This window comes from Vibrio echinoideorum (assembly GCF_024347455.1).
GTDB classification, from domain to species: Bacteria; Pseudomonadota; Gammaproteobacteria; order Enterobacterales; family Vibrionaceae; genus Vibrio; species Vibrio echinoideorum.
The window spans coordinates 690,630-703,971 of record NZ_AP025484.1 but is presented as its reverse complement, the minus strand read 5'-3'; the positions used below and the strand labels follow the sequence as shown (position 1 = coordinate 703,971).

Here is a 13,342-nt window from a genome sequence, read left to right as displayed (position 1 = left end):
AAATAGCGATGAACAGAAGCAATAGACAGTTCATTATCAAAGGTACTCAGGTCTAATCCTCGACATCAAAAGCATATCAATATATTTCCCACCTTTGAATGTACTAAGTCTTTTGGTGCCTTCTAACTGAAAACCGACGCCTTCATATAAAGCAATCGCACCGTGATTATCAGCATGAACTTCTAATTCAAGTCGAACGAGGTTAAGCCAGTTATCGGCCTGATTGATCGTTTCTTGCATTAAGACCTTACCGACCCCTTTGCCTTGCATATCCGGATTGATCGCTATCGCAAGGCCAGCACAATGTCTGTCTCTCACCTTGGTGGTCATGAATAAAGTAATGTGGCCCACGACTTTTCCGGACAATTCAGCAACCAAAGTGAAATGGTCTGAATGACCAAACAATCGCTCCACTTGATCAGAACTAAGGAAAGGCTTTTGTGAGGTATTCTCTAGTACTGATGAGTGTCGATAAATATCAAAAATATCTTGGTTGTCAGTGGGTTCAAGATGTCTGATTTGTATTTCCAAAGCGCTTCCTTACTATCTAATCCTATATGTAAACTACTTTTCATATTACGGATAGCAACGAGCACCTACAACCTTAAAGGTTATAAGTGCTCGAAATAATGAAACTCAAACCGAGTTTTAGGTTTAGCTAGTGCTTCGGCTATATGTAATCGTTAGAATTTATAGTCGACACCCACGCTCGCCAACACTTGTTCGGAATTATAGAAATCGATATTAGAATCAATAGTTCTTAAGCCTAGTAATGTAATAAACGACCAATCTTCATAGCCCATCAAACTACCAAACTCGTATGCTAAAAATGCACCGTACTCATTCTCTTCACGAGCTTTTCCGTAAATCGGATTCGCTTCATCGTACTGACGATCATTGGCATCTAGCGTGACAACGAAGCCATGACGACCAATTCTCTTGGCGTAGTTTAATTCTAGTCCGTAACTATCAAAGCTGAGAGCTCCACCTTCTGCGTCTGAATTGAAATACACCATAGATGGAACGAACACACCAGCTTGGTTAGGTAAGATGAAGGGGTACCCTACTTTGACGTACACATAACTTCTCTCCCTATCCAAGAGCGCAACGTCTTCTGCAGATAAGCTTTGAGTTCCTGATAATTCATCATCAACATCAGATTCACCAATCGCGAAATCCGTTCGAAAACCCGTCCCACCAATGTTAGTAAGTTGCAATCGCCCAACATTACCTTTTACATCCGTTTCGCTGCGATTAACGCCGACCGCATAAGGGTCTGACCAAGCCTTACCAGAAATGAGCGTTGGTAGCACAGAGAAGTCTAAAATGGTGCCACCTGAGAATTGGTGTCGATAACCAATCTCAAACGCAATGGTACCTGTTGCAATATCCTCTCGCGTTGTACCTGCATAAACTTGGTGAGTCAGAGATTCACCAAAGGTGTATTGAACGGTTCCAAGAAAACCGAGTAACCCTTGGTTTTCGCTATCACCTTCCATGACATTACTTGTTTGGTTCGAATTTTGTTCGGTACTCAAATTACTACTATCCGAGTAGAAACCTGCCAAAACACTAAAGTTACCGCTGAAACCTTCATTAGGGGCAAGGCCACTATAAGCAGGCATTGAAGCAAATGCCGAAAATACAACCGGTAAAACAAACCTCATATTCACATCCACTATTTGAATAATTTCACGTTAACTATAAGTATAAAAATAGAATTATAACAAGTAATTAACTGTGAAAATTTATTCCCCCGGTGACTTTGACTGTCGAAGTAAACGGCTTGAGACGTCAATAAGTTGATCTATCGCTTTTAAGCTTTCGTAATACATCTCGGAAATAACAAACAAACTCAAGGACTACAATATGTTTAATAAATTAAGCAAGACTCTGTCAGTACTAGTAGCAACACTTCTTTTCACTACATTTGCTCACGCTAACCATCACGAAATGAAGAAAGACATCGTAGATGTGGCTGCAGAAAACGGTTCGTTCAACACGCTAGTCGCCGCAGTTAAAGCAGGTGGCCTTGTAGAAACATTAAAAGGCGAAGGACCATTTACTGTATTTGCCCCAACAGATGAAGCATTTGCTAAATTACCGGACGGTACCATTGAGATGCTTTTGAAACCAGAGAACAAAGACAAGTTGGTTGCAGTGCTGACTTACCACGTAGTAGCAGGCAAAGTAATGGCCGCAGATGTGATGAAAATAGACAGCGCTGATACAGTGCAAGGGCAAGCGGTAATGGTTAGCATAGATAATGGTGCCGTGATGATTAACAACGCAAAGGTAATATCAGCGGACGTAGAGGCTAGCAATGGTGTAATCCACGTGATAGATACTGTATTGCTACCTAAATAGAGCAGTCGAGAATAATCTATCAAGTAAAAATCGAAATTCGTTAAGGGTGTGACAAGTTCACACCCTTTTAATTTATCTATAACAAGTCAATGTCGACATCAAAGCAACAATGTCTGTTAACAGTAGTTGTTATTGGATAAACAAACGCCCAAATATTAGAAATGCCGCCATCGACACAACCTTAGTAAATACTACAACCCAAATGCAGTCACCAATACTCGAATGGGTCGCCTTCCCAAGTAGAAAGACAAACAGGATCAATCCTAGAACCCAACCAACGGTCGGAATCAATGACACCAAAGCAACGATTACAGCAATAGTAAGAAGGGATTTAAAGTCTGCGACCACGAAAGACATTTTGGAGGCGATATACATACAGCATGCGGTTATTAATGCGTCCATCACAAACGCTAAAGCTTCGATTCCCACGTTACTTCCTTCACTCAAATTAGTTGTAGTGAATATTATCGCTAAAGTGATGATTTTTCTTTAAGAAGAGAACAAAAAGCAGGTGAAAACTGTAACAAAAATGAGATTACCATTCGGCTGAATGCACCGTTTATTTGTTCGAGTCTTCTAAGCCTTTCACCAACGCACTTGACCGAGGCTGATTTGCTTTTTGATAGGCATCAAAACCATCTTCGTGTTTAACTCCAAACAAACAAAGAAAAGAATTGATGACGAATGAAAAGAATGAGATGACGACGACAAAGAGAGGAAACAGCCCCGACACCCCAGCATCTAAGGCTAGAACGCCAACAGCGAAGGACAACATCGACACTAATGTATATAGTTTAGATCTACTCACATGACTCATGAACAACACTCCTTGTATTCACTCAATGTTTAGATTAGACAAATTACCTTGCACACAATTTGAACTCATCGACAATATCAATAGATCAGAAAAAGTTATCCTTAAAAAGGTTCATTAATATTTCAAAGTAGGTCTCTATACTCTAAAGAACGATAGCCCACTTATTCGACTATCTTCTCCATCACGTAATTGGTGAGTTTTACGCCACGCATTTCAACTTCCTGCTCATTAACGACTTTAAAACCAAGGTGTTCATAGAAAGGCCTTGCGGTAATACTTACTTCAGAGAAATACCGCGATACACCACGAACACGACCAACAGCAAGAATATGTTCCATTAGCGCTCTTCCAACGCCTTTACCCTGGCATTCATGATGACAGAAGAAATGATCAATCAAGCCATTGGGTTGCAGGTCAGTATAACCAACAACGCAACCATCTAGCTCAGCCACAAAAAGTAGTAACTCATTCATGCGCTTTTGCCAAAGCTCAGAGTCAAAACCGTTTGGAGCCCAAGCCTCTACTTGCTGCTGAGAATAATCTCGAACATTAATGTTACGAACGGTATGAAAGTAAATCTCCCACAACGCCTTAGCATCACTGGTTTGGTAATTTCGGATTCTAACCACGACATAGTCCTTTCGTGTATTTAGGGTATTTAGGGTATTGGACAGGTAACGTATTGTCCCTATGTGCTCTCTAAATGAGTCGACTCTAGAACAAAGAGTTTCAACGATAAAACACAGCCAACCAAATCGTCACCATGTCTTTGTCCGTACCAATAACCTTGTGCTTTTCTCTTGCAGCAATGTTGATGTAATCCCCTTTAGACAAGGTAACAACACGTCCATCTTCAAACTCGATGATACCTTGACCTTCTATCACCATTACCCACTCATTCTCATCTTGGTCATACCAACCCTCTTCTGGGGAACTGTGACCATGAGACAATATTCTTTCGATTCGAACACTGTCGTTCGCAAGCAGGTCATTGAATATTTCATTGGGCATCGACGAAGGAACATCAGCGTAAATATTAGACATCGAACTATCCTAATCCTTGTTAACTGTAATCTGGTGCTGCGCTTTGAAGCTTGTGGTTCTTTAACTTAATAAACCGTAGAAAGCCGAAACCTAGGCAGCAACACTCTTTTTGAAGTAAAAACGGTAATAGCCCACTAAGTTACTGCATATAAACAGCGCTTCCATCAGTACGGCTGTTGGAGAGCCAACTAAGTAGTTGTGAACCAACCAAAAACTGGTTCCGATGATCATCAACTCTCTTAATCGACGGTCATCTTTATTGAAGGCTGCAAAGGTTTGAAATACGGAAGCAAAGCAACTCAATATGCTTGTCAGCCCCGAGTAAGTCACGGCCGTTGCGACCACCGACATGGAACAGAACAAATATTTAAACTTAGACGATGTAGAAAACACGCTCGTTAAATAGCGAACAGTGGCAATCGTCATTAAGCTCGCCGCTGTCCATTGTTCGAGAAGAATAAAGTGACTCGAAATAAGCACACCAGCAAAGAACAGACAGGTAACGATTTTCTTCCTTTCCTTAAACTGAAATGACAAAAGATCGAAACAGATCGCAATCGCGACTAATACTTGAGAAAGATAAAAGGCTGACACGGTGATTCCTTCAATAATAACATTACGCCCGAGCCGTTTTGTTCAACCATGAATAGCCTAAGAAACTCTCTTGGTTAATTCAAAAATACGGTAACAGTGATTCAAAGCTTCAACAGGGATCTAAAGTTTCAACACACCACTAATCACAGTGATAGCAGAACCGATTAACTTTATTCGCCCGTTAGCTAATAACTCTGTCGACATATAGCCACCACGACGAGACGCCTGATAAGCATTGAAACTACTTTTGTTTAGCTTTTCTGCCCAGTGCTGCGTCAATGCACAATGTGCCGAACCAGTGACAGGGTCTTCATTAACACCCACCCATGGCGCAAAGTAGCGAGAAACAAAATCAAGTTCAGGATTTGATGGAACTGCCGTTACCACAACACCTCTACCATCCATGCGTTTCAAGGAGTCAAAGTTTGGCGACAAATCCAATAGAACGCGCTCATCAACGACTTCGATTAACTGCTTTGAATCAAACTCTCTAAATGAAACAACTTGGTTGAACTCCAAGCCAAGGTGTTCGAGCAATTCTTGATCGGGTTCCAGACTCGGCGATAAATGAGTGCTAGGAAAATCCAGCTCGATAGACGATTCACGAACCGTGGCAGATAATTCACCAGACAAAGTATCAAATACTACCTTATCACCCGTTTTCACTAACCCTTGCTCTTTCAATACGTGGACGGTTGCCAAAGTACCATGTCCACATAGTTTCACTTCTACTTCTGGCGTGAACCATTTAAGCGTCATAGTGTTAAGCACAAGAAAAGCCGTTTCTGATACCGCCATCTCTTCCGCTATTGAAAACATTAATGCTTCATTCAAAGGCTCTTGAGAAATACAAACCCCAGCAGGATTTCCTTTAAAGGCTTGGGTTGTGAACGAATCTACTTGATATATATCTAAATCCACAATGGTTCCTAACTCTAATATTGGATAACTATTGTTGCCTACAATAAGCACAAACACCCTGTGCTACAAGTATTTAACAACAACTTCATTAATACCTTATTTAAGAAGTAAGGAATGATAAACAAAGAGTTATGAAAAGAATTGGTGGATTAAATAGAAGGTTGAATATAGGGCAGACAAAAGATAAAACTTATCAGCCTTGTAGGAAACAAGCACACGTTCGCAGCACATAGGCATTGTATCGTGCCACAAACGTAGGTTACTCAGTAATGATGACTCTACTGACGTACCAGAGCAGATTTCACAATGGTCAAGCCAAGCAGTCCCAACATTACTCCTGTCACTTTATCAATATAGTAAGCAACACGCGTAAACTCTCGACGAACTTTAGGTGCCGATAAAAGGAATATGATTGCTGCATCCCAGACAAATACAACCACCGTCATCCAAACTCCCAGTCCGAGCTTGAACATAAAGCTTACATCATTATTCAATACCACTGTGAATAAGCTTAAATAGAACAAGAGATTTTTGGGGTTGAGGGCTCCTGATAAGAAACCAGTGATGAACTCCTTTAGGAAAGTCGTTTGGCTCGATGCATTTTCTGGTACCACATCTATATTGTTGTAATTACATTTCTTCGCTCTTATTGCTTGAACAGCAAGATAGACAAGAAACAATCCACCAACAATTTTCAGAGCAATCATAACGGAAACGGATGCCGCTAGAATCGACCCTACTCCAACAAAGCACAAAGCAATATAAACCGCATTCGCACTGGCAATACCGAATGCAACACCTAATGCTTTTGTTCCCTTATTTCGAACGGCACTCTTCACCACTATCACAAAGTCAGGCCCGGGACTCAACAGCGCTAGAAAGTGAGCAATCGCCACGGTAACAAAAATTCCGACTAAACCTGCATCCATAAATCAATATCCTTATTGTAAAAATTAATGCATTATTATTGCATAATTATTAGAGGCTGGGTTTTATTGGTTAAGTGTTAATGTTTAGATACGAAGAGAATCAGACAGACAACACGTTTTCATCAGTCTTGTTAGGTGCGAGACTTCCTAATAATAAGCTTTTCAATATTTAGATTATCAAACCACGATTTAGCTTAGTGAGCTTTTGACCAAGGCTCAATAACTCGCTTATTTGGAGTCAGAAAATTGTTGTTCACGTGCAATGCATTAGGTTGTACTAAAATAAGAGGCCTAAATTTGAACTATGTCTCAAGAATTGGGCTACGATTTAATTAATCACAGTACGAAAGGAATCCGTCAGTGAAAACATTCTATGTTTCAATTGTTGCGTCATCATCCTTTTTAACTGGCTCTGCACTTAGCCAAACCCATGAAATTTATCTCTACAATTGGGATGAGTTTTTATCTGATCGTGTTATTACTCAGTTACGCGATACTTACGATATTTCGCTGAAACAACAGTACTTCTCTGATGAGTCAATAAGAGATGAAGTTTTGTTGAGCGAACGTCGAGGCGCTTTTGAACTAGTTATTGTAGAAAGTGTAAAACTTAAAGCGTTAGCCGAACAAAATCTATTCCACAACCTCCAAGACTTGCAACAATCCATTGCAGGAAACTTTGATTCTAGATGGGTTGATGGATGTGGAGATTACGGTATCCCTTATGCTTGGGGGACATCAGGTATCTTGTATCGAAGCGATAAAGTTGCTACTCCCGAATCTTGGAATGCCATTCTTGATCCCGACACAAAAGCCAGTGGCAAAATAAGTATGTATTACGAACCAACAGATTTAGTAAGTACTGCACTGTTGGCACATCAATTTGATCCATTCACGAACAACGAACAAGAACTGCGCGTTGCGTATAAAACCCTACAAACACAAAAGCCGCATCTTGAAAGCAACGAATACGTTATCGACTACATACACCAGCCTGAACGCCTCTTAAACATTGACCTCGCCTACGGTTATTCAGGCGATAGCTATGCACTCAATGATGCCGATCCTGGTTCATCTTGGGCATATGTCGTGCCTCAAGAAGGAACAACTTTGTGGCTAGAGTGTATCGCAGCAATTAACAACGGAGCCTTATCTTCACAAGCCACCACAATAATGACATTCTTATCTCAACCCAATATCGCCGCTCAAAACGCGATGGATTCATGGTTTGCAACCCCTAGTACAAAAGCAAAAGAGCTGACCTCTCAAGAGTATCAAAATGACCCTGAACTTTTTCCTAGTAAAGAGATATTAGATCGCAGCTACCTCTATAAACAATTAGAACCTAATAGCATTCAAATTCGTAACCGTATTGTCGACAGCCTGAGATAATTGATGCCAGTATTGAACAAGCTGTATTTCGTACTCATACCAACACTGCTATTTGTCTTTACGATAGCGGGAATGGTCACCTATAATTTCGCATCAAACCATGCGAAACACATGTACCTCGACAAAGTACAATCTGACGTTAACACTGCGTTAGTTGCTGCTGAGTATGAACAACTCGGTTTGTCTTTGTTAGTTAAAGATATCGGGTCGTCGTTACAGTTTCTTCGCTACATTCAAAACCCTGGTGATTACACCACCCTGTCTCTCCTTGAAAAACGAGTACTGCGCGTAATAAACCAGAACCACGTTAGCCAATTTGGACAACGTAATATCTACATCATAGATCCCAAGTTTAAATTAACACTGTCTACATTAAGAGCCGACCCTTTCGAAGGGTTAAAAATTCCCGATAATATTTATGAAAAAATCTTCGACATATATACTTCATTGATAAATAAGAACGAACTATCAAACGAAGGTTTTTCTTATATCTCAGTCAGTGGTGAGCTTAGGTACGCTTATGTTGCTGCAATTGATCCTTATTTACTCCCTCAGGATAAACGTGCAAATAACAGTTTAAACCGGTACATATTGATTGCCGACGGGCCCTTAAAGCAACTCTCTAGCTTGTTAATCAAATACAACGATGATGACAATATGCAGCTATTGATTGAACCTTCATCAGACGTTGCCAACATCGAAAATACTCAGTTCGTCATCAAGTCCATTGAACAAACTAACGAAAGCATCAATGTACAGATGACAAGCCGTCATCTCATTGCTCAAGTTAACATTCGCGAGAAAAAGTTTAATCATGAGAAAGCCATCATCGCCAAACAGACCCTACTTGGCTGCTTAGTTACTCTCTTTATAATCATGTTAATTGTCCACCTGGTTGTGCGATACCAACTTGTACGGCCCCTCAAAGGCTTATTGCACGAGATATCTATCGGTGGGTTAAAGCTTCGTTATTTCAAGCGGTCGTCTGGGCAAAGTGAAATTGATGGCTTAAAGAACGCGTACATTGACTCGTTGACGGAATTAAAATTCGAAGCTGAGTTTGATCAACTCACTAAGTTAGCCAACCGACGTTCGTTCATACGTCACCTTGATGTGCGTTTAAAAAGTTCAATGAACTCACGTTGTTACCTGGTTTGTTGGGATATCATCGATTTCAGAAAGATCAATGACTTATACGGCGCAAAAGTAGGTGATAATGTGCTAATTAGCCTAGCTAAAGCATTGAGAGAAACGCTACAGAACCAACAATCGTCTTTGGGCTTTAGTTGTAGTGATTATTCTCTTGCAAGGCTCGGGGGAAACCAGTTTATTGCCATATTGGAAATCGATGAACATCAATCGATAAGCGAAGAAATTGAGAACATCAACAACACACTGACCGGAACCACTTTCCTTGATTACTATGGATTTAGGCTCTCGGTCGCAACAGGCGTATTGCCTGTCGACACACCAAAATTTGAAGAGATTTGGCATCGATGTATTGATGAGATGTTGATCAATGCTAAGTCTCACAGTGATGGCGAAAGTCGCGTTATTTACGGCGAAGAGTTATTGCACACATTAGAGCGACATGATGTCATCGAGAAAAGGCTTTTGGAATGTTGTGAAAGTGACAATTTTGAACTCCGTTTCATGCCTATTCTCAATGCCCAAACACTTCACATCGATGGCGCAGAGTGCCTTATCCGTTGCCCTGCTTTGTTTAATATTAATGCCGGACCCGATGAATTCATTCCTGTCGCTGAAAAAAGTAATCTAATTTCAAAACTCGACATGTGGGTGATTAGTACCGCAATCAAGAGCTATAAAGAGCTGTCAGAGGTTCACAAGTACGAAGGTACCTTATCCATCAACATTTCAGCAATGGAGTTATATAACCGCAATTTTGCAGATAACATTCGTAAAGTTCTTGAACGATATCAAGTGCCTCCGGCCAAGATTATTATCGAAATCACCGAGACCAGCTATGTCAAAAGTACGAAACTTACGGTTCAAACTATTGAAAGCCTCAGAAGCTTAGGACTAAAAGTGTCCCTCGACGATTTTGGTACTGGTTACACCGCATTTAATCAACTTCTCCACTACCCTGTGGATGAGTTAAAGGTGGATAAGAGTTTTATCGATAATATCGTAAACGACAAAGCCGGCCGCAAGATGGTCGAATCAATGATTAACTTAGGCCATTCTTGTGACACTTTAGTTGTCGGTGAAGGTGTGGAATCAATAGAGCAATACCGACATCTCAAAGAGGCGAACTGCGATTTGATACAAGGTTACTTATTCAGCCAACCATTAACATACCTTCAATTTATCGAGTTTGTTCGAGACCATAATCCTCAGGAAATCTTAGACCCTCAATCCACTGTAGATTCTAGTCCTGACGAAAGAATTGTTTCTCTAACTCAGAAAAAATAACCTCAATACATCGCTTCATATTTTCGAACTCGTATTGGTTGACACTATTATACGCAGCGCAGAGAGTTCGCCATCTCATCCATCTCATCCATCTCATCCATCTCATCCATCTCATCCATCTCATCCATCTCATCCAAGATAAGGTCTGAAGTGAACAAATCAAATCTGACGTGGCTCTTATGGTCAAAATTAGACGAATGAATAATCTAACGAACGAATAATCTAATTGAAGCGATATCAAGTAGTCGATAAAAACGTTAAGCGACTAAATAAAAGATTGGACACGAGCGATACATTGCTCAACCTAAACGCGACTTAACGAAGAGGAACCGAGCAAAGCGATTAATGAATGGAGCTGAATGGGGATAATGAACTAAACAGCTCAGGTAAACTCAATAATGCTCTCATATGAAAGAGCATTAACCTTGCATGGTGGTAACCAACTCCATCATGTCTTTAGAACTTATATTTTTCTTATGTCTTACTACAGCGTCAATCATCAATTCTAGATTACCTGCCGAAATATAATCACTGAGCACCTCGTTAAATTTCTCCTGTATTTCACCACTCGCATGTAAGTGATCAGGGATAAAGAACAAAAACTGACTACCACTACTACGAAACGAAATAGCACTTTCAGGGATCTTTGCCGTAAGAGACTTAGCGGCTGAACTCACGACTAAGTCGCCATATTCGAGCCCATACTTTTGATTAATCTCGCTAAGATTTCTGATTCGCACGAAGTACAGATCGAAGTTGTTGTCTCTCGAGTAATTATTTTTTACAAATTTCATTAGCGAGACTCTATTATGAAAGCCTGTAATGCAATCGGTCGAACGGAGTTTTCGTTTAGCGGAAAAATCGATATAAAAAATGGCTCCCGTCATCATCAATATTAAAACAAGAAACGCACTACTGATTTGATGAACCATGACCAATTTGTCGACCATGGAGGTGTTTTCCTCTATCACTGGGCTTTGTAGACGAAATTTTTCATTAATAAAGCCCACCAACGTGTGATAACAAATATCGATTTTTTTCTGTAACGACTCTTTAGGAAGGACGCCTTCGTTGACTAGCTTAATTGAAGACTCTAACGCCTTAAACTTTTCAAACTCTGTTGTAAAGTAAGGTCTAAAGTTGGCTGACTTAATGAAGTTAGACGATTCAGTGCTGTTTATTAAAATATCAAAACGACTCCAAGTGATGTCGTAAGCTAGCCACAATTCATCGTAATCTATCTTGTTAGATTGGCTGACCATCAAGAAGTTAGCGTATTCTTTAACCAATTGAAAAACAAACCATGTTGCTTCGTTCTGCCTATTGGAGAAGCTTTTATTGATATCATTTATCCGAGTAACACTGTAAATATTAATAGTAAGAGCGGCCACCGATAAAAACAAAATAACGACTTTAATGGCCGCCAAAGACAACAGCTTTTTCATAGTCGAACCTCTACAGATGAATATCTCTTATCTGCCAAATCATCTTGGCGTGGAAATCCGTATTGTTGATGCTTGGATTTGAAGAAAGTGGATAGATCAACCAATAAGGACCTTTATCTCTTACTGACATAAACTCACCATTTTGTTTGATAGCGATAATCGGATGATAATCATCAAAGTCTTCTTTAGGTACGGCAATTTTATAATCGTTCAATGCCACAAACGTCACTTGCGACGATATTGGTAAATCAATGGTTTCAAGAATCGTTTGTAACGTCACACCACTGTAAACCGACTTACCATCAACCCAAGGTAACGAAGTGGTGATTTCTTTTTGAGGCATTAAGAGAAGTTGCTCCCTGCTTAACTCATGTTTTTGACCTAAGAGATCGAAAACCGTTAACTCTGAGGCGGCAAAATTGGAAAACGAAAAAAGAGAGAGGGCAAACAAAAGTACAGTTCTCATTCTAAACTCCATTTAAAAAGGTCACTAAATTCAGTCTAGCCTATATTGAGCATTTGACTTGCCTCGCTATTAGCTAATTTTTCAATCACATAACTTTCATGTTAATCATATAGCTTTCACGTTAATCGTATAGCTTTCACATTAATTGAAGACTCTCCTCAGCTTTTTCATCAACACCGTATTCAAATCCGCAGTGCGACGTTTCTTACCCTTCAAACACTCTCTGTTTAACGATGTTTATTATCAAAACACTACTTTTCGAACCCGGTAAGTAATCCAATTGACCAAGTAAATACGTATCAAGTTATAAATTTGATAATAAATATGGCTCAACAAGTAGCGGGAATGCTCAACGCTGCATAACCTTTAATCGAACGAATCTATATTTTGAGCCTTTCCAATAGCTTTCGTTCAGGTTGTCACAGCCAAGCAACACAGTTCTTAAACCAAGAATCGCTTGTTAACTTTAGAACCAAGGGAACCAGTAATGAGTTTAAATACACACAAGTTTAACCCCATAACCGCACTTTCCGTCCTTTTAATGACGCTCGTAACGCATCCAGTTTATGCAGAAGCCGATAATGCAAAATTTGAATTAGGTAAACAAAAAGCCAAGGTATGCATGACCTGTCATGGCGAAGATGGTATCTCGACACAAGATCCCTACCCTAACCTTCGAGGTCAGAAGGTCGGTTATCTCATATCTTCTTTAAAAGACTACCAGACCAGAGAAAGAACCAGCGGTTTGGCGATACTTATGCAGCAACAAGCCGACACGCTTTCCGATCAAGACATCCGAGATATTTCGTATTTCTACTCTCAATTAGGTCTCGAGGCACAGATGGATAAAGACTCTCAACTGGGCCACGAATCTCAATAAAGATGCACAGACCAGTATTAAAGAACAACTAGACGACGATTCAAAACTTTA

15 protein-coding genes are annotated in these 13,342 nt (G+C 40.1%); 4 read left to right on the top strand and 11 right to left on the bottom strand.

The window, feature by feature from the left end; translation table 11 throughout:
- Positions 1-36: 36 nt before the first annotated feature.
- Both OCV36_RS19520 and OCV36_RS19515 read right to left on the bottom strand, forming a co-directional pair.
- Positions 37-531, bottom strand: a complete 495-nt coding sequence (locus OCV36_RS19520; protein WP_135456853.1) for a GNAT family N-acetyltransferase — start codon at positions 529-531, stop codon at positions 37-39.
- A gap of 152 nt (positions 532-683) precedes the next feature.
- Positions 684-1,667: a DUF2860 family protein gene (locus OCV36_RS19515; protein ID WP_135456851.1), complete on the bottom strand. Its 984-nt coding sequence runs from the start codon at positions 1,665-1,667 to the stop codon at positions 684-686.
- A 202-nt stretch (positions 1,668-1,869) separates the two neighbouring features.
- Here OCV36_RS19515 and OCV36_RS19510 point away from each other — a divergent pair, with 202 nt between their 5' ends.
- On the top strand, positions 1,870-2,367 hold the full coding sequence (locus OCV36_RS19510) for a fasciclin domain-containing protein (protein WP_135456849.1): 498 nt from the start codon (positions 1,870-1,872) through the stop codon (positions 2,365-2,367).
- A 129-nt stretch (positions 2,368-2,496) separates the two neighbouring features.
- On the opposite strand, the gene OCV36_RS19505 is transcribed toward OCV36_RS19510, so the two are convergent.
- The 7 genes from OCV36_RS19505 to OCV36_RS19475 form a co-directional block, all read right to left on the bottom strand.
- Positions 2,497-2,796, bottom strand: coding sequence for a hypothetical protein (locus tag OCV36_RS19505; RefSeq protein ID WP_017073984.1), 300 nt, complete (start codon positions 2,794-2,796; stop codon positions 2,497-2,499).
- A gap of 130 nt (positions 2,797-2,926) precedes the next feature.
- Positions 2,927-3,184, bottom strand: a complete 258-nt coding sequence (locus OCV36_RS19500) for a hypothetical protein (RefSeq protein ID WP_135456847.1) — start codon at positions 3,182-3,184, stop codon at positions 2,927-2,929.
- Between the two features lie 161 nt (positions 3,185-3,345).
- Positions 3,346-3,813, bottom strand: a complete 468-nt coding sequence (locus OCV36_RS19495; protein WP_135456845.1) for a GNAT family N-acetyltransferase — start codon at positions 3,811-3,813, stop codon at positions 3,346-3,348.
- A 100-nt stretch (positions 3,814-3,913) separates the two neighbouring features.
- On the bottom strand, positions 3,914-4,228 hold the full coding sequence (locus tag OCV36_RS19490) for a cupin domain-containing protein (RefSeq protein ID WP_054546977.1): 315 nt from the start codon (positions 4,226-4,228) through the stop codon (positions 3,914-3,916).
- A 90-nt stretch (positions 4,229-4,318) separates the two neighbouring features.
- The gene (locus OCV36_RS19485) at positions 4,319-4,822 is read right to left on the bottom strand and encodes a YgjV family protein (RefSeq protein ID WP_017073988.1); all 504 of its coding nucleotides are present in this window, start codon (positions 4,820-4,822) and stop codon (positions 4,319-4,321) included.
- Positions 4,823-4,942: 120 nt separating this feature from the next.
- Entirely contained in the window at positions 4,943-5,743 is an 801-nt protein-coding gene (locus OCV36_RS19480; RefSeq protein WP_102551774.1) for a PhzF family phenazine biosynthesis protein, read from the bottom strand.
- Between the two features lie 278 nt (positions 5,744-6,021).
- Positions 6,022-6,672, bottom strand: coding sequence for a LysE family translocator (locus OCV36_RS19475; protein ID WP_135456843.1), 651 nt, complete (start codon positions 6,670-6,672; stop codon positions 6,022-6,024).
- Positions 6,673-7,032: 360 nt separating this feature from the next.
- Here OCV36_RS19475 and OCV36_RS19470 point away from each other — a divergent pair, with 360 nt between their 5' ends.
- Both OCV36_RS19470 and OCV36_RS19465 read left to right on the top strand, forming a co-directional pair.
- Entirely contained in the window at positions 7,033-8,064 is a 1,032-nt protein-coding gene (locus OCV36_RS19470; RefSeq protein ID WP_135456841.1) for an ABC transporter substrate-binding protein, read from the top strand.
- A 3-nt stretch (positions 8,065-8,067) separates the two neighbouring features.
- Positions 8,068-10,500: a putative bifunctional diguanylate cyclase/phosphodiesterase gene (locus OCV36_RS19465; RefSeq protein ID WP_135456839.1), complete on the top strand. Its 2,433-nt coding sequence runs from the start codon at positions 8,068-8,070 to the stop codon at positions 10,498-10,500.
- A 419-nt stretch (positions 10,501-10,919) separates the two neighbouring features.
- Here OCV36_RS19465 and OCV36_RS19460 read toward each other — a convergent pair whose 3' ends face one another.
- Positions 10,920-11,945, bottom strand: coding sequence for a diguanylate cyclase domain-containing protein (locus OCV36_RS19460; RefSeq protein ID WP_135456837.1), 1,026 nt, complete (start codon positions 11,943-11,945; stop codon positions 10,920-10,922).
- A 10-nt stretch (positions 11,946-11,955) separates the two neighbouring features.
- On the bottom strand, positions 11,956-12,411 hold the full coding sequence (locus tag OCV36_RS19455; protein WP_135456835.1) for a hypothetical protein: 456 nt from the start codon (positions 12,409-12,411) through the stop codon (positions 11,956-11,958).
- A 487-nt stretch (positions 12,412-12,898) separates the two neighbouring features.
- On the opposite strand from OCV36_RS19455, the gene OCV36_RS19450 reads away from it, so the two are divergent.
- Complete coding sequence (locus tag OCV36_RS19450; RefSeq protein ID WP_135456833.1) at positions 12,899-13,291, top strand: c-type cytochrome; 393 nt, start codon at positions 12,899-12,901, stop codon at positions 13,289-13,291.
- Positions 13,292-13,342 lie beyond the last annotated feature (51 nt).

Excerpts from the sequence above, each read along its gene's own strand:
- OCV36_RS19515 (WP_135456851.1), bottom strand. The coding sequence starts at position 1,667 with ATGAGGTTTGTTTTACCGGTTGTATTTTCGGCATTTGCTTCAATGCCT.
- OCV36_RS19510 (WP_135456849.1), top strand. The coding sequence starts at position 1,870 with ATGTTTAATAAATTAAGCAAGACTCTGTCAGTACTAGTAGCAACACTT.
- OCV36_RS19500 (WP_135456847.1), bottom strand. The coding sequence starts at position 3,184 with ATGAGTCATGTGAGTAGATCTAAACTATATACATTAGTGTCGATGTTG.
- OCV36_RS19490 (WP_054546977.1), bottom strand. The coding sequence starts at position 4,228 with ATGTCTAATATTTACGCTGATGTTCCTTCGTCGATGCCCAATGAAATA.
- OCV36_RS19475 (WP_135456843.1), bottom strand. The coding sequence starts at position 6,672 with ATGGATGCAGGTTTAGTCGGAATTTTTGTTACCGTGGCGATTGCTCAC.
- OCV36_RS19465 (WP_135456839.1), top strand. The coding sequence starts at position 8,068 with ATGCCAGTATTGAACAAGCTGTATTTCGTACTCATACCAACACTGCTA.
- OCV36_RS19460 (WP_135456837.1), bottom strand. The coding sequence starts at position 11,945 with ATGAAAAAGCTGTTGTCTTTGGCGGCCATTAAAGTCGTTATTTTGTTT.
- OCV36_RS19455 (WP_135456835.1), bottom strand. The coding sequence starts at position 12,411 with ATGAGAACTGTACTTTTGTTTGCCCTCTCTCTTTTTTCGTTTTCCAAT.
- OCV36_RS19450 (WP_135456833.1), top strand. The coding sequence starts at position 12,899 with ATGAGTTTAAATACACACAAGTTTAACCCCATAACCGCACTTTCCGTC.